The following is a 22,205-nucleotide window of genomic DNA, read 5'->3' on the forward strand; positions in this document are numbered from 1 at the left end:
GGAAACGAGGTCAGTAGGTGCGAAGCAGGTCGGTGAGCACGCGCTGGCCGAAGACCAGGGCCTCCACCGGTACGCGCTCGTCGACGCCGTGGAACATGCCCGTGAAGTCCAGGTCCTCCGGCAGGCGAAGTGGCGCGAAGCCGTAGCCGGTGATGCCCAGCCCGGCGAGGGCCTTGTTGTCGGTCCCCCCGCCCATCAGGTACGGGATCACCGGGACGCCGGGGTCCTCGCGATCGAGTGCGGCGACCATCGCGTCCACGAGATCCCCCTCGAAGGGCACCTCCAGGCCGATGTCGCGGACGACGATCTCGATCTCGACGTCGTCGCCGATGATCCGGCGGATGTCCTCGAGCGCGGCGTCCTCGGCGCCCGGGAGCGTGCGCACGTCGATGAGCGCCTCCGCTGCATCCGGGATCACGTTGTGCTTGTAGCCGGCGGTCAGCCCGGTGGGATTGGAGGTGGTCCGCAGCGTCGAGCGGATGAAGCCCTCGGCGGGACCCGTCGTCCGCGCCAGATCGTCGGGATCGGCGTCGGAGCCGCTGAGCTCGGCCAGTCCGGCGAGCATCGCCTCAGTGGTCGCGGTCAGCCGGATCGGCCACTCGGTGCGTCCCAGCGCCGCGACCGCCTCGGCCAGGCGGGTCACCGCGTTGTCGGGGTGCACGCGGCTGCCGTGCCCGGCACGGCCCCGTGCGCGCAGCCGGATCCAGATCAGCGCCTTCTCCCCCACCTGCAGCAGGTATGCGCGGCGGTCGCCGACCACGATCGAATATCCGCCGACCTCGCTGATCGCCTCGGTCGCACCCGCGAACCACTCCGGACGATCCTGCACCACGAGGTGCGAGCCCTCCACACCGCCGTTCTCCTCGTCGGCGAAGAACACCAGGATGAGGTCGCGCTCGGGTCGCTCACCGGCGCGGAGGATCTCCGCGACGGAGGTCAGGATCATGGCGTCCATGTCCTTCATATCCACGGCACCGCGGCCCCACAGCATCCCGTCCCTGATCTCACCCGCGAACGGATCGACCGACCAGTCCTGCGCCATCGCCGGAACCACATCCAGGTGTCCGTGCAGGACCAGTGCGGGCTTGTCGGCGTTGCGTCCCGCAACGCGCGCCATGACGTTGGTCCGGCGCGGGATCGGCTCGTAGAACTCCGGCTCGAGCCCCAGTTCGCGGAGGTAGTCCGCGACGTACTCGGCGGCCTCCCGCTCGCCGCGGGCGTCGCCGCCGCCGAAGTTCGAGGTGTCGAACCGGATCAGATCACGGGCGATCCGGACGACTTCCGGCAGCTCTGAATCGTGCGAGGGCATTCCTCAAACCTACCCGGCCGAGGTTGCCGTTTCGTTTCACGGGGTGGTCCCTGGAACGACGAAAGGGCCCCTTTCGGGACCCTTCGTCTCTGTGTGCGCGAGGGGGGACTTGAACCCCCACGCCCTATACGGGCACTAGCACCTCAAGCTAGCGCGTCTACCTATTCCGCCACCCGCGCATGGGTGTGGGTTGTCGCCAACCGAAGATCGACATTATCACGTTCACCGCCTCGCACAGAATCGTGGCGACTACCCGACCGAGACGCCGAACACCCATCCGAGCACGTAGGTGACCGCGGCTGCGCCGTAGCCGATCAGCAGCTGACGCAGCGCCCGACGAAGCGGCGGACCGCCGGAGAGCAGGCCCACCATCGCGCCGGTGGCCATGAGCGCCATGCCCACGAGGAGGAGCGCCGTCACCACCGCCGCGAGCCCGGAGAGCCCGAAGATCCAGGGCAGGACGGGGATTATCGCACCCGACGCGAAGAACAGGAAGCTCGAGAGGGCTGCGCTCCACGCGCTGCCCACGACGTCGTCCTCGGCGGCGCGATCGGCGCTGCGCGGGACCGGCGCCGCCCCGCCCTGCGCGGCGGTCACGACGAGCCGTGCGCGTTCGAGGGCCTCGGGCTGGGGCATCCCTCTCGTCCGATACACGAGGGCGAGTTCGTTGGCATCGAGATCGAGGTGCGGCAGGGCATCGTCCGCGTAGTCGTTGGGCTCGGTCGCCTCCAGCAGCTCGCGCTGCGAGCGGACCGAGACGAATTCTCCGGCGCCCATCGACAGGGCGCCGGCCAGCAGCCCCGCGATCCCGCTGAAGAGGACGAACTGCGGCGCCACGCCGGTCGCGCCGATGCCCAGGATGAGGGCCAGGTTCGACACCAGCCCGTCATTGGCGCCGAAGACCGCCGCCCGGAAGGTGCCGGACAGTCGCCGGCGACCGCGCGCGGCCAGCCCGCGGACGACCTCGTGGTGGATCTTCTCGTCGGCGGCCATGGCGGGCGTCGCGAAGGGATCGCTCTCGTAGGGCGAGCGCGCCTCGGCGTTCTGCGCGAGCGCCAGGACGAAGATCGAGCCGAAGCGGCGCGCCATCCACGCCAGCACCACGGTGCCGGCGTCCGGTCGGGGAAGCCGCGCGGGCTCGCCGCCGAGCAGATGCAGCCAGTGCGCCTCGTGGCGGCCTTCCGCGTCGGCGAGCGCGGTCAGGATCTCCCGCTCCTCCCCCTCGCGGCGGGCGGCGAGCTGCCGGTAGACGCGCGCCTCGGCGCGCTCGTTGACCAGGTATCGCTCCCAGCGTCGCCGGTCGCGGGCGGTGGGCTGTGCGGGCGCGGTCACGCGTGCCTCCAGGACGTCGATGCGGAACCCGTCAACGGTATCCGCGGCGCGCCGCGGGCACGCCGCCCGGGCTCGGGATTGTCAGCATTTCGGGCCTCCGAACCGCACCCTCCGGTCCGAGCGACGGAGCGCCGCTTGAGGACGGAGGGCTGCGCCGACCTAGGAACGCACCCGCGCGCGCAGCACGTCGATGCGGGACTGCAGCTGGGCGACGGTCGCGTGCGAGACCGCAGGACCGCCGCAGATGCGCCGCAGCTCGGCGTGCACGAGCCCGTGCGCCTCACCGGTCTGGCGCGCGTAGAGCCCGACCAGGCTGTTCAGCAGCTGACGCTGCTCCTTGAGGGTGCGGTGCAGCGCCTGCGGCAGCGCCGGTTCGACGTCTCCGGTCGCGTTCTGGGCCTCCCGAGTCTCGCGCGCAGTCCGGTGCCGGCTCTGCTTGACCTGACGCTGCATGAGGAGCTCGTGCACGTGCTCCGGCTCGAGGAGGCCGGGCAGGCCGAGGAACTCCTCCTCCTCGGGTGTGCCGGGAACGGCGAGCTGTCCGAACTCCTGGCCGTCGAACAGCACCCGGTCGAAGTGGGCGACCGAGCCGAGCGCCTGATAGGTGAATTCCTGCGTGAGCGCGTCGAATGCCTTGTCCTCCCGCTCCGCGGCATCGATGAGATCCTCTTCGGCGTTCCACTCGTCGCCGTCGCTCTCGCGGTCCAGCGCGTGATCGCGCTGCCGCTCCAGCTCGTGCGCGAGCGCGAGCAGCTGCGGGACGTTCGGGAGGAACACGCTCGCGGTCTCACCGCGTCGCCGGGCGCGCACGAATCGGCCGATGGCCTGCGCGAAGAACAGCGGCGTCGAGGCCGAGGTCGCGTAGACGCCCACCACCAGCCGCGGAACGTCCACACCCTCGGACACCATGCGCACGGCGACCATCCACCGGCCGGTGCCGCTGGAGAATGCCTCGATGCGCGAGGACGATTCCGCCTCGTCGGACAGGACGACGGTGGGCGCCTCGCCCGTGAGATCGTGGAGGATCGCGGCGTACGCCCGCGCCGCCGTCTGATCGGTGGCGATCACGAGGCCGCCCGCGTCCGGCACCTGCTCGCGCACCTCGGTCAGCCGCCGATCGGCCGAGCGCAGCACCGCGGGGATCCAGTTCCCCTCGGGATCCAGCGCGGTGCGCCAGGCCTGCGACGTGACGTCCTTCGTGTTGTCCTGCCCGAGCTGGGCTTCCATCTCGTCGCCGGTCTTGGTGCGCCAGCGCATCTGCCCCGCGTACACCAGGAACATCACGGGGCGCACGACACCGTCTTCCAGTGCCCGCCGGTAGCTGTAGTTGTAGTCGGTGCGCGAAAGGCGGATCCCGTGCTCGTCGGGGTGGTATTCGACGAACGGGATCGGAGCGGTGTCGCTGCGGAACGGCGTCCCCGACAGCAGCAGGCGACGCGTCGCCCGCGCATACGCCTCGCGGAGCGCGTCGCCCCAGCTCAGCGCGTCACCGCCGTGATGCACCTCGTCGAGGATCACGAGCGTGCGGGCGTCCATGATGAGGCGCTGATGGACGGATGCCTTGACCGCCACTTGCGCGTAGGTCACCGCGACGCCGTGGTACTGGCGTGCGGGCATCCCGTGCCGATTGCTGAACTCGGGATCCAGACGGATCGAGACGCGTGCCGCGGCGTCGGCCCACTGGGTCTTCAGGTGCTCGGTCGGGGCGACCACGACGATGCGCGTGATGATCCGCCGCCGCATGAGCTCACTGGCCAGTCGCAGCGCGAAGGTCGTCTTGCCGGCGCCCGGCGTCGCCGCGGCCAGGAAGTCGCGCGGCCCGCCGCCGACCCCGTCGGGCCCGTCCATGCCGAAGTAGAGATCCAGGGCATCGGCCTGCCACGCGCGCAGGCGCTGCGCGGTTCCCCACGGCGCGCGTGCCGGGTAGGACGGCGAGAGGTGCTCCGCGGCGAAGCTGCCGATGTGCGGCTCCTGCGAGGCGATGTCCGGGGAGGCGGTGCCCTGCGAGGCGGAATCCATCACGATCTCGTCGTTCATCCCACCCCCTCCGCCGTACGCACAACGAGGACCAACGATAGACGAGCGATGCGACATCGCGGCGCGATAGCCTCGGGATGTTTCGATGCAAGGAAGATGCCATGCCCGACTACGACGAGTCCCCCGCCGCCACCACGAACATCGGTCCGCACCCGTGGCGGCGCTATGTCGCCCTCGGCGACTCCTTCACCGAGGGCATCGGCGACCCCGAGCCCGGGTCGCCCGGCGGTCATCGCGGCTGGGCCGATCGCGTCGCCGAGGTGCTCTCCCAGCAGGTCGATGACTTCGCGTATGCCAACCTGGCGGTGCGCGGCAAGCTGATCGCCCAGATCATCGCCGATCAGATCGAACCGGCACTGGCTCTCAAGCCCGACCTGATCACCTTCTCGGCGGGCGGGAACGACGTCATCCGCCCCGGCACCGATCCGGACGAGATCGCGAGCCGCTTCGAGGACGCCGTGGTGCGCCTGACCGGCTCGGGGGCGACGATCGTCGTCTTCACCGGCATCGACACGAACTTCACCCCGGTGTTCCGGCCGTTCCGCGGCAAAGTCGCGATCTACAACGAGAACATCCGCGCGATCGCCGAACGCTACGACTGCATCGTCGCCGACCAGTGGGCGCTGAAGGAAGTGCAGGACATGCGGTTCTTCGACGTGGACCGACTGCACTACAACTCCCTCGGCCACCACGAGGTGGCCCGGATGGTGCTGCGCACGCTCAACGTCCCAAACGATCTGCAGGCGATGCAGCCCGATCCGCTGCCGACGACGACCTGGCGCACCGCGCGTGCCGGCGACTTCGTCTGGGCCCGCTCGCACTTCGTGCCGTGGGTGCTTCGCCGCGTGCGCCACGAGTCCTCCGGCGACAAGGTCACCGCGAAGCGCCCCGAACCGCTGCCGGTGATCACGCTGGCGCCGGGGAGGGATGCCGCGGCACCGCGCGGTGAGGGCGTCTAGGTCACGCGGCTGCGCCCGAGCGCAGGGCCCAGATCGCCACAGCGCTGGCCGCGGCGACGTTGAGTGAGTCGACCCCGCCCGCCATCGGGATGGTCACCACCGTGTCCGCCGCGGCGAGCGCACGACGGCTCAGCCCGTCGCCTTCGGCGCCGAGCAGCAGTGCGACCCGCTCGGGACGGCGCGCGGCGAACACGTCCAGCGGAACGGCGTCCTCGGTCAGCGCCAGCGCCGCGAGGTGGAAGTGCGCGTCGTGGAGGATGCCGCTCGCCTCGCGCCATTCCGGCAGCCGGGTCCACGGCACCTGGAAGACAGTGCCCATGCTCACCCGCACGCTCCGGCGGTACAGCGGGTCGGCGCAGCGCGGCGAGATCAGCACCGCGTCCACGCCGAGGGCGGCAGCGCTGCGGAAGACCGCACCGACGTTCGTGTGATCCATGATGTCCTCGAGGATCATCACGAGCCGAGCCCGCTGGATCACCTCCTGCACCGTGGGCAGAACGGGTCGGTGCATGGCTGCCAGCGCTCCGCGGTGGACGGCGAACCCGGTGAGCGATTCGGCGATGTCCGCATCGACGACGTAGACGACAGTCTCGCGGCCGCCCAGCACAGCCTCGACCTCGCCCAGCCACTTGGACTGGACGAGCACGGAACGCGGAGTGTGACCGGCGGCGAGCGCACGCGCGATCACCTTTGCGGACTCGGCGATGTAGAGGCCGCCCGCCGGCTCCAGGATGCGCCGCAGCGCCACGTCGGTCAGGTCGCGGTAGTCCGCCAGGCGCGGATCCGCCGGATCGCCGATCTCGAGAACGTCCACCGCACCTCCAGTGCCGACCGGATGGTCGCCGTCCACTCTCGCAGGTCGAGGCGGTCGTAACATCCTGGTAAAGCGCGCGGCTTACACTCTGAGCGGGACGCGCCTTCGGCTCGACCGCGAGGGGGTGATCGCATGACGACCGTGACCGACCTCGATGCCGCGACGGCCGACGCGATCGCCGCCGCACTGTCCGCCCTCCGCGGGCGGCGGCTGGCGATCCTCACCGGCGCCGGGGTGTCCACCGACTCCGGCATCCCCGATTACCGCGGCAAGGGCGCCCCGGTGCGCACGCCGATGACCGTCGAGCAGTTCCTCGCCAGCGATGACGCGCGCCGCCGATACTGGGTCGGCAGCCACCTCGGCTGGAAGGCGTTCGCCGCGGCCGAGCCGAACGCGGGCCACCGCGCGTTGGCCGCGATGGAGGCACGCGGAACCGCGTCCGGCGTCATCACCCAGAACGTGGACGGTCTGCACGTCCGCGCCGGCAGCCGCCGCGTGGTGGAACTGCACGGCACGATGCGCCGGGTCTTCTGCATGCATTGCGGCCAGGTCTTCGACCGCCGCGACCTCGCGGCGCGCGTCGAGGCGGCGAACCCGTGGATCACCGTGCCGGAGAACGTGCCGCTGGGGCCGGACGGCGACGTGCGGCCCGAGAGCACGACCGGTTTCGTGATCCCGGAGTGCACGGTGTGCGGTGGGATGCTCAAACCCGACGTCGTCTTCTTCGGCGAGTTCATCCCGGCCGAGAAGTTCCGCGAAGCCGAGCAGCTGGTGCGGACCAGCGACGCGCTGGTGATCGCCGGGTCCTCGCTGGTGGTCAATTCCGGCATCCGCCTTCTCGAACGCGCCCGCCGACGCAGGCTCCCGATCGTCATCATCAATCGCGGACAGACCCGCGGCGATGCGCGCGCCAGCGTGAAGATCGACGCCGGCGCCAGCGACGTGCTGCAGGCCTTCGCCGACGACCTGCGCTGAGCGGTGCCTCTGCATCGGCCCCGTACGCTCGAAGCATGACGATCCTGACGCTGATCCGCCACGGCGAGACCGACTGGAACCGGGATCGACGGATCCAGGGATCCACCGACATCCCGCTCAACGACACGGGCCGGGCGCAGGCGCGCGAGACGGCCGCGACGCTGCGCGACCAGCTCGATCCCTCCTCCCCCGTGATCATCGTCTCCAGTGATCTCGTGCGGGCCTCAGAGACCGCCGGAATCATCGCCGCGGAACTGGATCTGCCTGCACCGCGGCGGTATCCGGGACTCCGCGAGCGTTCATACGGCGAAGCCGAGGGCCTCGATTCGGCGGAGTTCTTCCGCCGGTGGGGCGACTGGCACACCGCCGAGGTTCCGGGCGCCGAAGCCTGGCCGGCGCTGCGCGCACGCGGGCTGGCCGCCCTGACCGAGGTGGTGCGCGATGCCCGTCGAGATACCGCGCCGGGCGCGGCATCCGTTCTCGTCGTCACGCACGGCGCGCTCATCCGCGAGCTGATCCGGCACGCCACCGCCGGCGAGCTGCCGCCGGTGGGCGCCCGTCTGGCGAACGGCTCCGCGCACTCGATGCTCTTCGAGCGCGAGCGCCTCCAGCTCCTGTCGTACGCCGGCGCCACCGCCTAGGCTCGGCGTCATGGCAGCGCCGACGAGCATCGACGAATACATCGCGGGGTTCCCGCCGGACATCGCCGAGCGGCTCACCCGGATCCGGGAGGTCATCGAAACGGCCGTCCGGCATGCCCACGGATCGGATTCGGCCGAAGAGCGGATCCGATACGGCATGCCGGCCGTGATGCTCGGCGGCCGATACGCGCTGCACTTCGCCGGGTGGAAGAAGCACATCGGGCTGTATCCGGTTCCGACGCTGCCGGATCCCCTGGAAGGCGAGGTCGCTCCCTATCGCGCGGAGAAGGACTCTGTCGTCTTCCCGCACTCCGGGCCGATCCCCTACGAGCTGATCGGCAGGATCACCGAGGCGATCGTCGCCGAGCGAGACGCGACCACGGAGTGAGTCTCAGGCGTCGGCCCTGCGCAGCAGCGCACGGGCATGGCGCAGCACCGGCTCGTCGACCATCCGGCCTTCGAACGTGAACACGCCTCGCTCGTAGGCCGCCGTCGCCAGCACCGACCTCGCCCACGACACGGCTGCGGGCTGCGGACGATACGCGTCGCGGATGACGGCCACCTGGCCGGGGTGGATGCAGGCGGTGGCGGAGAAGCCGGATGCAGCTGCATCGGCAGCCTCGATCGCCAGACGCTTCGTGTCGTGGATGTCGAGGTGGACGGCGTCGATCGCGGCTTTGCCGTGCGCGCCGGCGGCCAGCAGGACGCGTGACCGCGCGACGCGGGCGACATCGCGATAGCGTCCGTTCGGCTTGCGGCTGGAGGTGCCACCCAGGCTCGCGACGAGATCCTCGGCCCCCCACATCAGCGCGATCACCTGCGCGTGCCCCGCGAGCTTCTCGGCCGCGGCCACGCCGCGCGCCGTCTCGCACAGCGGGACGATGCGGAACCGGCGGTCGATCGCCTTCAACGACTTGGCGCTCTCGGCCTTGGCCACCATGACCGTGCGGTAGTCCGTCTGCGACAGTGTCGCGAGGTCCGAGACGAAGGCCTCGGTTCCCGGCGCGTTCACGCGCACGATGACCCGATCGGGGTCGAGCTCGGATTCGATCACCGCGCCGCGGGCCGCGGTCTTGCCGGAGGAGGAGACCGCGTCCTCCAGATCGAGGATCACCGCGTCCGCGCGCTCCAAGGCCTTGGCGAAGCGCTCCGGGCGGTCGGCGGGGCAGAACAGGATCGCGGGGCCCAGGTCGAACGCGCTCATGACTCCTCCTCCGGCCGCATCCACATCAGTGCAACGCGGGTCGCGGTGGCCACGACCACCTCGTCCTGGTTCCGACCGGTGTGCCGCATGGTCACCACCCCCTGACCAGGACGCGAGCCGGACCGGCGCACCTCGAGGATCTCGGTGTCGGTGTAGAGCGTGTCCCCGTGGAACAGCGGTGCCGGGAACGAGACGTCCGTCAGTCCGAGCTGGGCGACCAGGGTGCCCTGGGTGATCTGGGTCACCGAAGCGCCGACCATCGTCGCGAGCGTCCACATCGAATTCATCAGGCGCTGACCGAACGGCTGGGTGGCCGAGAACGCGGCGTCCAGGTGCAGTGCCTGCGTGTTCATCGTGATCGACGAGAACACGACGTTGTCGGCCTCGGTCGCGGTGCGGCCCGGCCGGTGGGCATAGCGGGCGCCGACGACCAGTTCGTCGGCGTAGAGCCCGCGCTGCACGATGTCCGCCACGGCGCTCACGCTACCCCGAGCGCTCGGGAGATCACCAGCAGCTGCACCTCGCTGGTGCCCTCGCCGATCTCGAGGATCTTCGAGTCGCGGTAGTGGCGCGCCACCGGATACTCGTTCATGAAGCCGTTGCCGCCGAAGATCTGCGTCGCGTCGCGCGCGTTGTCCATGGCGGCGTCGCTGGCCGTGAGCTTGGCGATCGCCGCCTCGACCTTGAAGGGCCTGCCGGCATCGCGCAGGCGCGCCGCGTGGTGCCAGGCCAGCCGGGCGTTGTGCACGCGCAGCTGCATGCGGGCGATCATGAACTGGATGCTCTGCCGGCTCGAGAGGTGCTCGCCGAACACGGTGCGCGTTCCGGCGTAGTCGATCGCGGCCTCCAGGCATCCCTCCGCCGCGCCCGTCGACAGCGCCGCGATGGCGATCCTGCCCTCGTCGAGGATGTGCAGGAAGTTCGCGAACCCACGACCGCGCTCACCGAGCAGGTTCGCCTCGGGCACCCGCGCGTCCTGGAACGTGAGCGGATGCGTGTCCGAGGCGTGCCAGCCGACCTTGTCGTACGCCGGCTCGACCGTGAAGCCCGGCGTGCCGTTCGGGACGATGATCGTGGAGATCTCCTTGCGTCCGTCCCGCTCGCCGGTGACGGCAGTGACGGTGACGAACCTGGTGATGTCGGTGCCGGAGTTGGTGATGAACTGCTTGGCGCCGTTGACCACCCACTCAGCGTCCTCGAGGCGGGCAGTGGTGCGGGTGGCTCCGGCATCCGAGCCGGCCTCGGGCTCGGTCAATCCGAAGCCGGCCAGGGCACGGCCGGCCAGCAGGTCCGGGAGCAGCTGCGCCTTCTGCGCGTCGGTGCCGAAGCGGAAGACCGGCATCGCGCCGAGGCTCACCCCGGCCTCGAGCGTGATCGCGATCGACTGGTCCACGCGCCCGAGCGCCTCGATCGCGAGGCACAGCGCGAAATAGTCGCCGCCCTGACCTCCGAGCTCCTCGGGGAAGGGCAGCCCGAACAGCCCCATCTCGCCCATCTGCGCGACGACATCCAGCGGCAGGGTCTTCGTGCGATCGGCCTCGTACGATCCGGGCGCGACCACTTCGTCGGCGAACTGGCGCACCAGCGCGGCAAGCTCCTGCTCGTCGTCGCTCAGGTCGTAGCTGAGATCTCCGGTCATGATTCCTCCTCGTGGGACGGTGTGACGTGGGCGACCGGCTGGTCGCGGCGGACCTGGTCGCCGACGGCGACCTCCAGCGTGACGATGCCGTCGTGCGGCGCGACCACCGGGTGCTCCATCTTCATTGCCTCGATCGTCAGGATCCGCTCCCCCGCCGACACCGCGGCTCCCGGCGGCACGTGGACGGCGACCACAGCGCCGGGCATCGAGGCGCGCAGCACCGGGTCCGTCGCCGCGAGCCGAGCCCCGCGGGCAGCGAGGCGCCGTTCCATCGCGGCACGGCGGGTGAGGGGTCGCAGCCGGTGGGTGGCGCCGTCGGCGTGGACCCAGACGAACCCGTCGGCGTCGATCGCGGTGAGCGCGTCGCCGGGAGCGCTCGGCGCCTCCGCCGTCGCGAGCACCGCACCGTCGTCGGTCTCGAAGCGTGCACTCGGGGGTACCGGCGCGCCGCCGGCGCGCCACCCTGCTCCAGAGCGCCACAGCGCGCTCGGTGCACCGGCTCCGGCCGGGTCACGGGGAATCTCGTCGCGACGGTGGTTCGTCCGGGCGGATGCCGCGGCGCGCAGCGCAGCGTCGGTGGGCACCGGTGCGCCGAACGGCGGCATCCGGTCGATCAGGCCCGTGTCCAGGTCGCCCGCGCGCACGTCCGGCGCAGAAAGGAGTTCGCGCAGGAAGCCGATGTTGGTGTCCACGCCCAGCAGGATCGTTGCACCGAGCGCGGCATCCAGCCGGGCGAGCGCCTCCGCGCGATCGGCACCCCATGCGATGACCTTGCCGATCATCGGGTCGTAGTCCGCCGTGACTGCCGATCCGGTTTCGACGGCGGCATCCACCCGCACGTCTTCGGGTGCGCGCCACTCGAGCACCTCGCCGGTGGCCGGGAGGAAGCCGCGTGCCGGCGTCTCGGCGTACACCCGGGCCTCGATGGCCGAGCCGCGCAGCGTCACATCGCGCTGGGTGAGCCCGAGCGGCCGTCCCGCGGCGACGCGCAGCTGCAGCTCGACCAGGTCCAGCCCGGTCACCAGTTCGGTGACCGGGTGCTCCACCTGCAGCCGCGTGTTCATCTCGATGAAGAAGAACTCGTCCGGCCGGTCGGCCGCGACGAGGAATTCGACGGTGCCCGCCCCGCGGTAATCGACACTGGCGGCCGCGGCGCAGGCGGCGGCGCCGAGGCGCTCCCGTGCGACGGCGTCGACGATCGGCGACGGCGCCTCCTCGATCACCTTCTGATGGCGGCGCTGCAGTGTGCACTCGCGCTCACCGAGGTGGATGACCGTGCCGTCGACGCCGCCCATCACCTGGACTTCGATGTGCCGAGGGCGCTCGATGAGGCGCTCGAGCAGCAGTGTGTCATCGCCGAATGCGGCGCTCGCGATGCGCCGGGCGGTGGCCAGGGCCGGGACGAGGTCCTCCACGGCACGCACGATCTGCATTCCCTTGCCACCGCCGCCGGCCGACGGCTTGATCAGGAGCGGATAGCCGACGCCTGACGCCGCAGCGGCCACGTCGGCGTCGGTCATCCCCGTCGCGTCGATGCCCGGCACGGTCGGCACCCCGTACGCGGCCACGTGGGCCTTGGAGCGTATCTTGTCGCCCATGATCTCCAGCGCCCGTTCCCCTGGGCCGATGAAGACGATCCCCGCAGCGGCGCACGCACGGGCGAAGGCGGTGTTCTCGGAGAGGAATCCGTAGCCGGGGTGGATCGCCTGCGCGCTGCTGTGGCGCGCCGCGGCGAGGATCGCGTCGGCGTTCAGATACGACTCCGCCACCGGCGCGGGACCGATGCGATATGCGGCGTCCGCCTCCCGCACGTGCGGCGCGGCCGCATCTGCATCGCTGTACACCGCGATCGAGCGGATGCCGCGTGCTCGCAGCGTCCGGATGACACGGCGTGCGATCTCACCGCGGTTGGCGACCAGGACGGTATCGAAGAGGGGCGAGTCCACGCGGATCACATCCGGAAGACGCCGAAGCGCGGTTCGGGGAGCGGAACGCGGGAGACGACGTCGAGTGCGAGTCCCAGCACGTTCCGCGTGTCGGCGGGGTCGAGGATGCCGTCGTCCCACAGTCGCGCGGTGGCGTAGTAGGGGTCGCCCTGCTCCTCGTACTGTGCTCGGATCGGCGCTTCGAATGCGGCCTGATCGGCGGCGGACCATTCCTCGTCCCTCGCCTCCAGCTGATCCCGCTTCACGGTCGAGAGCACCGAGGCCGCCTGCGGACCGCCCATCACCGAGATGCGGCTCGCCGGCCAGGTCCACAGGAACCGGGGCGAGTAGGCGCGCCCGCACATGGAGTAGTTTCCGGCGCCGAAGGATCCACCGATCACGACCGTGAGCTTGGGCACCCGAGTGGTCGCGACGGCGGTCACCATCTTGGCGCCGTCCTTCGCGATGCCGCCGGCCTCGGCATCCCTGCCCACCATGAATCCCGAGATGTTCTGGAGGAACAGGAGCGGGATGCCGCGCTGATCGCACAGCTCGATGAAGTGGGCGCCCTTCTGGGCGGATTCGCTGAACAGGACGCCGTTGTTGGCGACGATGCCCACCGGGTGACCATGGATGCGCGAGAAGCCGGTGACCAGGGTCTCGCCGAAATCGCGCTTGAACTCGTGGAACTCGCTGGCGTCCACGAGCCGGGCGATCACCTCGCGGACATCGTACGGCTGGTTCACGTCGATCGGGACGACGCCGTACAGGTCGGCGGGGTCGACGGCGGGAGGAACCGACTCCCGGACGTCCCAAACCGGCGGCGCCGACGGCGGCAGGGTCGAGACGATGTCGCGCACGATCTCGAGAGCGTGCTCGTCGTCCTCGGCGAGGTGGTCCACGACGCCGGACCGGGTTGCGTGCAGCTCGCCTCCGCCGAGCTCCTCAGCGGTGACGATCTCGCCGATGGCCGCCTTCACCAGGGGTGGTCCGCCGAGGAAGATCGTGCCCTGATTGCGGACGATGACCGTCTCATCGCTCATCGCCGGCACGTAGGCTCCGCCGGCCGTGCAGGAGCCGAGTACGGCGGCGATCTGGGGGATGCGCTCGGCCGACATCCGCGCCTGGTTGAAGAAGATCCGCCCGAAGTGGTCGCGGTCCGGGAACACCTCGTCCTGCATCGGCAGGAACGCGCCGCCCGAGTCGACGAGGTATATGCAGGGCAGCCGGTTCTCCATCGCGATCTCCTGAGCGCGCAGGTGCTTCTTCACCGTCAGCGGGAAGTATGTGCCGCCCTTCACGGTGGCGTCGTTGCAGACCACCATCACGTGACGCCCGTCCACCATCCCGATCCCCGCGATGACGCCGGCACCCGGGGCCTCTCCTCCATACAGTCCCTCCGCCGCGAGCGGCGCGATCTCCAGGAACGGACTTCCCTCGTCCAGCAGACGGGTGATGCGCTCGCGGGGCAGGAGCTTGCCCCGCGAGATATGGCGCTCACGACTGGAAGCAGGGCCGCCTCGCGCGGCTTCGGCCAAACGGGATCGCAGTTCGGCCGCGAGCGCCGACTGTCCGTCGTGCGTGGCACTGGTCGCGCCGGATCCCCACTGCGACTGCAGCGCTCGGGCACGGAACTCGGTCGCAGCGGGCATGTCATCTCCGTCGACGTCACGATCGGATCACGTCGGTTGTCCCGCCGCGATGGGATTGGTTAGTGTTCACTAACTGAGACTTCAGGTTAGCGAGGATTAACTGAAATGACAAGCGGCGTCACGGACCGCGAGCGCGCGAAGGCCGACCGCCAATCGGCGATCCTGCGCGAGGCGGCGCGTCTGTTCGCCGAACGCGGGTTCAGCGGCGTGAGTCTGGAGGAGATCGGGGCCGCCGTCGGTGTCAGCGGCCCCGCCGTCTACCGTCACTTCGCGAACAAGCAGGCGCTGCTGGGCGCGATCCTCGTGCGGGTCAGCGAGAAGCTCCTCTCCGGAGGGCGCGCGGTCCTCGCCGAGAACAGCACGGCCGACGGGCGGCTCGCCGGCCTGGTGCGCTTCCACGTCGATTTCGCGCTCACCGACGCCGATGTGATCCGCGTGCAGGACCGCGACCTCGCCAGTCTCAACGACTCGGACCGGCACACCGTGCGGCGCCTGCAGCGCGAGTACGTCGAACTGTGGCTGGAGGTCCTGGCGGACCTGCACGCCGAACGAACGGAGTCGGAGCTGCGCGTGCGCGCACACGCCTGCTTCGGCCTGATCAACTCCACGCCGCACAGCGTGCGGGCGCTGCGCGCGGCGCCGCTGGAGAGCGCCGTGCGCGGCATCCTGGAATCGATGGCGCTGGCCGCCCTCCGCGCCTGAGGATCCCCGCTGTTCTAGGCTGAGCGATCATGTCGAAGAATGCCTCAGGGGGCGGCGCGAAAGACTCGGAGCGCGCCGAGCCCGCCTCCCCGCCCATCGATCCGATTCCCGACGCGGATGCGCGCAGCTCGCGGCGCGATTTCCTCAAGGTCGGCGGCCTGGCCGCGGCCGGACTCGTGGTGGGCGGCGGTGTCGGTGCCGCGGCCGGCTCGTCGATCGGGCACACGCTCGGCTACAACGAGGGCGCGCAGGATTACGGTGCGCTGAACCCGCGCTCGGTTCCAGGATTCGACCACGTCGTCGTGCTGATGGGCGAGAACCGCTCGTTCGACAACCTGCTCGGCTGGTTGTACACCCCGGAGAACATCCCCGACGGCGAGACCTTCGACGGCCTGGCCTTCGGCGACTACTCGAATGTGGCGCCCACCGGCGAGCGGATCGCGGCGCACGTCTACGAAGGCCCGACCGACGTGGTGATGGGACAGCCCAACCCGGACCCGGGTGAGGAGTTCCCCCACGTCAACACGCAGCTGTTCGGCACGGTGCTGCCCGCCACGAATGCGAGCAGGCAGACCGGCAACATGGCCGAGCCCTACAACGCGCCCGCCGCGGGAACCGACCCCACCAACGACGGGTTCGTCCTGGACTACGTCAACAACATCGTCCGCGAGAATCCGTCCGAAGGACCGACGCTCGCCGAGGCGTCCCAGATCATGGGCGGCTTCTCCCCCGAGCAGCTGCCTGTCCTGTCCACGCTCGCGAAGGAGTTCGCGGTCTTCGACGCGTGGTTCGCCGCGGTGCCGTCGCAGACCTACTGCAACCGCGCGTTCTTCCACGCGTCCACCTCGCACGGGTTCGTGACGAACAAGCACGGGGGCGGCTACGACAAGTGGCTGGACGCCGACGCCGTCCCGACGATCTTCAACCGTCTCGAGGAGGCGGGCATCTCGTGGAAGGTCTACTTCGACGAACTGCAGCTGGTCTCCCTCACCGGAGTCCAGATGGCGCCGTCCCTGGAGAAGTACTGGCGCACCGAGCACTTCGGGCACATGTCGGAGTTCTACGAGGACGCCCGTGCCGGGAAGCTCCCCGCGTATGCGTTCATCGAGCCGCGGATGGTCTACAACCACAACGACTTCCATCCGCCGTTCGGCACGTTCCGCACCAGCACGGTGGACGGGCAGGTCATCACCGACTCGGCGGTCTCCGACGTCCGCGCGGGCGAGCGTCTCGTCGCGAGCGTGTACGAGGCGATCAAGCTGAGCGACAAGCCAGACGGCTCCAACGCGATGAACACGCTCCTGCTGATCACCTTCGATGAGCACGGCGGCACCTACGATCACGTCGCTCCCCCGTCGGCGACCCCGCCGACCGCGGATGCCCGGCCCGGAGAGATGGGATTCGCCTTCGACCGACTGGGGCTTCGCGTGCCGGCGATCGCAGTGTCCGCGTACACGCGGGCGGGCACCATCATCCACGACGAGATGCATCACGGCTCGGTCATCGCGACGCTCTCCCGCCTCCATGGACTGCGGCCGCTGACGCGTCGCGACGCCGGGGCCAACGACCTCTTCCCCGTGGTCAACCTGCAGAAGCCGCGCGACCCGCGCACATGGCCGGTCGTGCACCCGATGTACGTGCCGTCGAATCCGCAGGCCGACGAGGAGATCGACATCAACGCGCACCCGCACAAGGACAAGCAGCTGAGTCCGCCGGGGCGAGGTCTGGTCGGTCTGCTGCTGGCCAAGTACGGCGAGGCGAACGATCCCGAGCCGCTGACGTTCAAGGAGGCGTACACGCAGCTGCACAAGCACGGGCTCGGCCTCTTCTATCCGAAGAAGGCTTGACCCGTCTGCGCCGGAGGCCGCCCACGGCGGCGTCAGCGCAGGAGCATCGCCCTCCCTGGCTCGCGCAGCACGTCGGCGACATCCCGGAGGAAGCGCGCTCCCTGCTCGCCGTCCACGAGCCGATGATCGAACGACAGACTCAGCGTCATCACATCGCGAAGCGCGATCTGACCGAGGTGCTCCCAGGGTTGCCTGCGGACCGCGCCGAGCGCGAGGATGCCGGCTTCGCCGGGATTGAGGATCGGGGTTCCGGCGTCCACACCGAACACGCCGACGTTCGTGATCGAGAACGTCCCGCCGCTCATCTCGGCCGGCGAGGTCCTGCCCGACCGTGCCGTCGTGGCGAGGAGGCCGATCGCGTCGGCCAGTTCGAGCAGGGTGAGCTCCTGCGCGTCGCGGATGTTCGGCACCACCAGACCACGCTCGGTGGCAGCCGCGACGCCCAGGTTGACGAAGGAGTACTGCACGATCTCGGCGGCCTCGGCATCCCATCGCGAATTCAGGCTCGGGTTGGCTCCGAGCGCGAGGCAGACGGCTTTGGCGGCGACCGCCATCACGCCGATGCGGTGATCGGCGAGCGCACGGTCGGCGCGGAGCGAGGCGATGAGCTCGCTCGTCGCAGTCACATCGACGGTGAGGAAGGTCGTCACATGCGGCGCGGTGAAGGCGCTGCGCACCATCGCGTCCGCGGTGTGCTTGCGGACACCGCGGATCGGGGTCCGCGTCTCACGCCCGCGTCCGTCCGCCTCGATCGGGGCAGTCACGGGCGGATTTCGCGGATCAGGGGTTCCGGGGAGACCGGCGTCGGCGCCGCCGATCCGCTGCGCGTAGCCTTCGACGTCGGCACGCGTGATCAGCCCCGTGGGACCTGACGGCGACACGAGGGCGAGATCCACGCCGAGCTCTTTCGCGAGTTTGCGCACCGGTGGTGTCGATCGCGGCCGCTCGAGCAGCACGTCTGCGGGTTCAGCGGAGGGGTTCGCGTCGTGCGGGGCATCGTCGATCACGAGGCTGTCGAGGACGGCGACCTCACCCGCGGCCGAGCGCGCGCCCGCGCCGACCCGTGCGCGGCGCTGCGGGCGGCCCGATGACCGCGGTCCGGCGCCGTACCCGACCAGGTTGGGCGGCTCCTTCTCCGCGCCGTCGTCGACGACCTCGACCGCGACGCTCGCCTTCGGCGCGGCAGCAGGCGCGACGTCGCCGGCGAGTTCGTAGGAGATGAGGACGGCGCCCACGGCGACCACGTCACCGGCCGCCGCGTGCAGAGTGCGCACGATGCCGGCGTGCGGCGACGGCAGCTCGACGACGGCCTTGGCGGTCTCGACCTCGGCGATGGTCTGATTGAGCGCGACCGTGTCGCCCTCAGCGACCAGCCATTGCACCAGCTCGGCCTCGGGCAGACCTTCACCCAGGTCGGGCAGTCGGAAATCCTCGATCATGCCTGCACCTCCGACAGCGAGTTCGGCCGGTCCAGCACGCGATCCACTGCGTCGAGGATCCGATCCAGGTCCGGCAGGTGGTGCTTCTCCAGCTTCGCCGGCGGGTAGGGGATGTCGTGTCCGGTGACGCGGACCGGCGGCGACTCGAGGAAGTGGAAGCACTGCTCGGTCACGCTCGCGACCAGTTCGGCGCCGACGCCCGCCTCGCGCGCGGCCTCATGGGTCACCACGACCCTGCCCGTCTTCCGGACGGATGCCGCGACCGTACGGTAGTCCACGGGCGACAGCGACCGCAGGTCGATGACCTCGATCGAGATGCCCTCGTCCTCCGCCGCGATCGCGGCATCCAGGGCGGTCGTCACCTGCGCGCCGTAGGTGAGCAGCGTCACGTCGCTGCCCTCGCGGGCGACCCGCGCGACACCCATCGGCGGGGCATCCGCCAGATCAGCGTTCAGATCGACCTCGCCCTTCTGGTGGTACAGCCGCTTCGGCTCGAAGAAGACGACGGGGTCGTCGGAGGCGATCGCCTGACGCAGCAGGACGAAGGCGTCCTGAGGATTGGAGACGGCGACCACACGCAGGCCGGATGTGTGCACGAAATAGGCCTCGGGCGACTCGGAATGATGCTCGGCGGCGCCGACGCCACCCGCCCACGGGATGCGGATCGTGATCGGCATGGTGACGTTGCCGCGGGTGCGGTAGTGCAGCTTCGCCACTTGGCACACGATCTGATCGAACGCCGGGTACACGAACCCGTCGAACTGGATCTCGACCACCGGCCGGAAGCCGCGGAAGGCGAGTCCGACCGCGGTGCCCACGATGCCCGACTCGGCGAGGGGGGTGTCGATCACCCGGGCGGCGCCGAACTCGTCCAGGAGACCGTCGGTGATGCGGAAGACGCCACCGAGCTTTCCGATGTCCTCCCCCATCAGCAGCACCCGCGGGTCGTCGGCCATCGCCCGGCGGAGCCCCTCGTTGAGCGCTCTGCCCATCGTGAGCTGCGTCATCGCGCCACCTCGCCCGCGAAGCCCTCGAGGTAGGCGGCGTAATCGGCCCGCTGCCGGTCGAGGCTCGTGTGCGGTTCGGCGTAGACGTGATCGAAGACCTCGATCGGCGGTCGCGACACTGCCGAGAGCGTCGCCGAGCGGACCTCGGCGCCCCAGCGGTCGGCCTCGACGGCGACGTCCTTCGCGAACTCGTCGGGGAACTCGTCGCGCGACCGGAGCAGGGCCTCGACCCGTGTCAGCGGGTCGCGTTCGCGCCACCGTGCGAGTTCATCCGCGTTCCGGTACCGCGTGGGATCATCGGAGGTGGTGTGCGGCCCCATGCGATAGGTCACCGCCTCGAGGAAGGCCGGCCCTCGGCCGGAACGTGCGTGGTCGACGGCCCACCGCATGGCCGCGAGGCACGCGAGGACATCGTTGCCGTCGACGCGCATGCTCGGAATGCCGAAGCCCGGCGCGCGGCCCGCGATCGGAAACCTGGCCTGCACCGTGACCGGCTCCGAGATCGCCCACTGATTGTTCGTGCACACGAAGACGACCGGGGCCCGGAAGGACGACGCGAAGACCAGCGCCTCGTTGACATCGCCCTGGCTTGTGGCGCCGTCGCCGAAGTATGCGGCGGCCACCTCGTCCTGCCCGTCACGCTGGATGCCCATCGCGTAGCCGACGGCGTGGAGCGCCTGGGCGCCGATGATGATCTGCGGGGTGGCGAGGCCCAGTTGATAGGGATCGTAGGTGGAATGGGATTCACCGCGCCACGCCAGCACGAAATCCGCCGGCGCCGCGCCGCGCACGAAGCTCACACCGATCTCGCGGTAACTCGGGAAGACGAAGTCGTCGGAGCGGAACGCTCGTGCGGTGCCGACCTGCGTGGCCTCCTGGCCCTGGCACGGAGCCCACAGCCCGAGCTGCCCCTGGCGCTGCAGTGCGACGCCCTCGGTGTCGATGCGACGGACGATCGTCATGTCGCGGTACAGGCCGCGCAGCTTCCCGGCATCGATGTCGGCGATCCACGGATCGAGGTCGGCGTCGGCGATCCGGACGCCGTCCGGGCTGATGAGGCGGGCGACATCATCGATGTCGGTTGCCGGCTCTGTGGTCGGGCTCAGGGTGTGCATCGTCGTCATCCCTTCTCGACGGGATCTTCGTGGGATGCTCCGCCGGAAACGCCGGCAACTCCGCCGGACGCTGCCGACACTACGTCCGTCTTGCACCTAGCTCAAGTAAGCGAAGTTCTCTTGAGCATGTTGACAAGGTGGGGTGCAATGACGCGTGCTATTCTTTCGCACTATGAGCACCCTCGATCACGTCGACCTCGAGCTCCTCGCCGCGCTCGCCGCCGACCCGAGGGCGACGGTGGTGGCGCTGGCCGAGCGGCTCGGCCTGTCGCGCAACACGGTGCAGGCGCGCATGGCGCGGCTGGAGCGCTCCGGCGTCTTCCTCTCCTACGAACGGGCGATCTCCTCGACCGCCCTGGGCTTCCCGATCGAAGCCTTCATCAGCGTGATGGTGCGTCAGGCCGACATTCCGCGCATCACCGCCGAACTCGAGCTCGTGCCGGAGATCGTCCAGGCGCACGGCCTGAGCGGTCAGGTGGATCTGCTCGTCCGCGTGGCGTGCCGCGACACCCGGCACCTGTTCGACACCGATGCCCGCATCCTGGCGATCGAGGGCGTGGAGCGCACCGAGACCTCGTTGGTGATGGGCGAGGTGATCGGCTACCGCGTCGCGCCGCTCATGGCACTGGCGCGGCGGGACTGACCGCGTCCTCGACGTCGGACCGCGCATCGGCGCGCACCAGGATGACGCCCACGAGGATCAGCGCGCCGCCGGCGAACTGGATCGGCGCGGGGACCTCGGCCAGGAACATCCACGCGAACCCCAGGGCGAAGAGCACTTCGGACAACCCGACGAACGAGGCGACCCTCGACCCGATGCGCGGCACCGCCATCACTCCGAAGGCGTATCCGAGTGTCGTCGCGATCGCGGCCACCCACAGCATCGGCACGAACCAGGGCACCTCGACGCCGGCGAGCACGACCGAGACATCGGGGGCGACGAAGGGCATGATGCCGGTGAGGCACAGGATGCCCATCGCCGTCGCTCCGATGAGCAGCCCGCCCGCCGCCAGGGCGAGCGGCGGCAGGTCATCGCCGGCCCGCTCGGAGATCACGAAATACGCGCACACGCACAGCGCCGCGCACAGGGCCACGACCGTTCCCAGGAGATCGAACGATGCGCCGGAGATGTCCACGACCAGGACGAGTCCCACCATGGCCACCGCCGAGCCCCACAGCACCAGCGCCGAGGGCCGTCTGCGGGTGCGCAGCCAGACGAAGACCACGAGCAGCACGGGAGCGAGGTACTGGATCAGCAGCGCGACGGCCACCGGCATCCGCTGCATGGCCGAGAAGAAGAAGAGCTGGCAGCCGAGCACCGGCATGAGGCCGAACCCCAGCAGCAGCCTCCAATGCCGGCGCACGAAACCCGGCTGCCGACGCAGCGCCAGGAAGAACGCCGGCGACAGGAGGAGCCCCGCGACGCCCATCCGCACCAGGAGCGCTGCGCCGAGCGACCAGCCGGCCTCCAGCAGCGGCTTCACGAACGGACCGCTCGAGGAGAACGCCAGCGCGGATGCCACTGCGAGAATCAGCCCGGACGTGCTCACCCGACGCCTCGCCGGCGAGAGGACGAGCGGGATCGAGGCGGTGGGAGCGGCCATGGCG

20 protein-coding genes and 1 tRNA gene are annotated in these 22,205 nt (G+C 70.2%); 7 read left to right on the forward strand and 14 right to left on the reverse strand.

Translation table 11 applies throughout. From position 1 onward, the window contains the following. Positions 1-10 precede the first annotated feature (10 nt). From BLT19_RS13135 to BLT19_RS13150, 4 genes are all read right to left on the reverse strand, one after another. Complete coding sequence (locus BLT19_RS13135) at positions 11-1,309, reverse strand: M20/M25/M40 family metallo-hydrolase (RefSeq protein ID WP_091491028.1); 1,299 nt, start codon at positions 1,307-1,309, stop codon at positions 11-13. A gap of 94 nt (positions 1,310-1,403) precedes the next feature. After that, positions 1,404-1,488, reverse strand: a tRNA-Leu gene (locus tag BLT19_RS13140). 70 nt (positions 1,489-1,558) lie between these two features. After that, positions 1,559-2,641: a VIT1/CCC1 transporter family protein gene (locus BLT19_RS13145; RefSeq protein WP_091491030.1), complete on the reverse strand. Its 1,083-nt coding sequence runs from the start codon at positions 2,639-2,641 to the stop codon at positions 1,559-1,561. A 159-nt stretch (positions 2,642-2,800) separates the two neighbouring features. Beyond that, positions 2,801-4,660: a DEAD/DEAH box helicase gene (locus tag BLT19_RS13150; RefSeq protein WP_091494001.1), complete on the reverse strand. Its 1,860-nt coding sequence runs from the start codon at positions 4,658-4,660 to the stop codon at positions 2,801-2,803. Between the two features lie 119 nt (positions 4,661-4,779). Here BLT19_RS13150 and BLT19_RS13155 point away from each other — a divergent pair, with 119 nt between their 5' ends. Continuing rightward, on the forward strand, positions 4,780-5,637 hold the full coding sequence (locus tag BLT19_RS13155) for an SGNH/GDSL hydrolase family protein (protein WP_091491033.1): 858 nt from the start codon (positions 4,780-4,782) through the stop codon (positions 5,635-5,637). Between the two features lies 1 nt (position 5,638). On the opposite strand, the gene BLT19_RS13160 is transcribed toward BLT19_RS13155, so the two are convergent. After that, positions 5,639-6,451, reverse strand: a complete 813-nt coding sequence (locus BLT19_RS13160; protein ID WP_091494005.1) for a TrmH family RNA methyltransferase — start codon at positions 6,449-6,451, stop codon at positions 5,639-5,641. Positions 6,452-6,583: 132 nt separating this feature from the next. Here BLT19_RS13160 and BLT19_RS13165 point away from each other — a divergent pair, with 132 nt between their 5' ends. Genes BLT19_RS13165 through BLT19_RS13175 form a run of 3 tightly spaced genes read left to right on the forward strand, consistent with a single transcriptional unit; the run spans position 6,584 to position 8,455 of the window. After that, a complete protein-coding gene (locus BLT19_RS13165; protein WP_091491039.1) occupies positions 6,584-7,426 on the forward strand; it encodes a Sir2 family NAD-dependent protein deacetylase in 843 nt (280 codons plus the stop codon). 35 nt (positions 7,427-7,461) lie between these two features. Further along, positions 7,462-8,067: a histidine phosphatase family protein gene (locus BLT19_RS13170; RefSeq protein WP_091491041.1), complete on the forward strand. Its 606-nt coding sequence runs from the start codon at positions 7,462-7,464 to the stop codon at positions 8,065-8,067. Positions 8,068-8,077: 10 nt separating this feature from the next. After that, positions 8,078-8,455 (forward strand): iron chaperone, encoded by a 378-nt coding sequence (locus tag BLT19_RS13175; RefSeq protein WP_091491044.1) that lies wholly within the window; start codon positions 8,078-8,080, stop codon positions 8,453-8,455. Between the two features lie 3 nt (positions 8,456-8,458). Here BLT19_RS13175 and BLT19_RS13180 read toward each other — a convergent pair whose 3' ends face one another. The 5 genes from BLT19_RS13180 to BLT19_RS13200 are packed head-to-tail and all read right to left on the reverse strand — an operon-like array spanning position 8,459 to position 14,487. After that, the gene (locus BLT19_RS13180) at positions 8,459-9,271 is read right to left on the reverse strand and encodes an HpcH/HpaI aldolase/citrate lyase family protein (RefSeq protein WP_091491047.1); all 813 of its coding nucleotides are present in this window, start codon (positions 9,269-9,271) and stop codon (positions 8,459-8,461) included. Further along, complete coding sequence (locus tag BLT19_RS13185) at positions 9,268-9,744, reverse strand: MaoC family dehydratase (protein WP_231917656.1); 477 nt, start codon at positions 9,742-9,744, stop codon at positions 9,268-9,270. Before BLT19_RS13185 ends, BLT19_RS13180 begins: the two co-directional genes overlap by 4 nt. Before the next feature lie 5 nt (positions 9,745-9,749). After that, positions 9,750-10,910 carry an acyl-CoA dehydrogenase family protein gene (locus BLT19_RS13190; RefSeq protein ID WP_091491052.1) on the reverse strand — a complete coding sequence of 387 codons (1,161 nt, stop codon included), beginning with the start codon at positions 10,908-10,910 and terminating at the stop codon, positions 9,750-9,752. Continuing rightward, positions 10,907-12,856, reverse strand: a complete 1,950-nt coding sequence (locus BLT19_RS13195) for an ATP-binding protein (protein ID WP_091494008.1) — start codon at positions 12,854-12,856, stop codon at positions 10,907-10,909. The genes BLT19_RS13190 and BLT19_RS13195 overlap by 4 nt, the downstream gene beginning before the upstream one ends. Before the next feature lie 5 nt (positions 12,857-12,861). Then, the gene (locus BLT19_RS13200) at positions 12,862-14,487 is read right to left on the reverse strand and encodes a carboxyl transferase domain-containing protein (RefSeq protein ID WP_091491054.1); all 1,626 of its coding nucleotides are present in this window, start codon (positions 14,485-14,487) and stop codon (positions 12,862-12,864) included. A 105-nt stretch (positions 14,488-14,592) separates the two neighbouring features. Here BLT19_RS13200 and BLT19_RS13205 point away from each other — a divergent pair, with 105 nt between their 5' ends. Next, positions 14,593-15,189: an SACE_7040 family transcriptional regulator gene (locus BLT19_RS13205; protein ID WP_091491057.1), complete on the forward strand. Its 597-nt coding sequence runs from the start codon at positions 14,593-14,595 to the stop codon at positions 15,187-15,189. 29 nt (positions 15,190-15,218) lie between these two features. After that, positions 15,219-17,036: an alkaline phosphatase family protein gene (locus BLT19_RS13210; RefSeq protein ID WP_091491060.1), complete on the forward strand. Its 1,818-nt coding sequence runs from the start codon at positions 15,219-15,221 to the stop codon at positions 17,034-17,036. Positions 17,037-17,068: 32 nt separating this feature from the next. Here BLT19_RS13210 and BLT19_RS13215 read toward each other — a convergent pair whose 3' ends face one another. Genes BLT19_RS13215 through pdhA form a run of 3 tightly spaced genes read right to left on the reverse strand, consistent with a single transcriptional unit; the run spans position 17,069 to position 20,597 of the window. After that, entirely contained in the window at positions 17,069-18,475 is a 1,407-nt protein-coding gene (locus BLT19_RS13215) for a dihydrolipoamide acetyltransferase family protein (RefSeq protein ID WP_091491063.1), read from the reverse strand. Continuing rightward, positions 18,472-19,482 (reverse strand): alpha-ketoacid dehydrogenase subunit beta, encoded by a 1,011-nt coding sequence (locus BLT19_RS13220; RefSeq protein ID WP_091491066.1) that lies wholly within the window; start codon positions 19,480-19,482, stop codon positions 18,472-18,474. Before BLT19_RS13220 ends, BLT19_RS13215 begins: the two co-directional genes overlap by 4 nt. Then, a complete protein-coding gene (pdhA, locus tag BLT19_RS13225) occupies positions 19,479-20,597 on the reverse strand; it encodes a pyruvate dehydrogenase (acetyl-transferring) E1 component subunit alpha (protein ID WP_231917657.1) in 1,119 nt (372 codons plus the stop codon). The genes BLT19_RS13220 and pdhA overlap by 4 nt, the downstream gene beginning before the upstream one ends. Positions 20,598-20,769: 172 nt before the next feature. Here pdhA and BLT19_RS13230 point away from each other — a divergent pair, with 172 nt between their 5' ends. After that, positions 20,770-21,240, forward strand: a complete 471-nt coding sequence (locus tag BLT19_RS13230; RefSeq protein WP_091491070.1) for an Lrp/AsnC family transcriptional regulator — start codon at positions 20,770-20,772, stop codon at positions 21,238-21,240. Here the strand turns inward: BLT19_RS13230 and BLT19_RS13235 are convergent. Next, the gene (locus BLT19_RS13235) at positions 21,215-22,201 is read right to left on the reverse strand and encodes an EamA family transporter (RefSeq protein WP_091491073.1); all 987 of its coding nucleotides are present in this window, start codon (positions 22,199-22,201) and stop codon (positions 21,215-21,217) included. The genes BLT19_RS13230 and BLT19_RS13235 overlap by 26 nt on opposite strands. Positions 22,202-22,205: the final 4 nt, after the last annotated feature.

The sequence above is a fragment of the Microbacterium pygmaeum genome (assembly GCF_900100885.1).
GTDB lineage: Bacteria > Actinomycetota > Actinomycetes > Actinomycetales > Microbacteriaceae > Microbacterium > Microbacterium pygmaeum.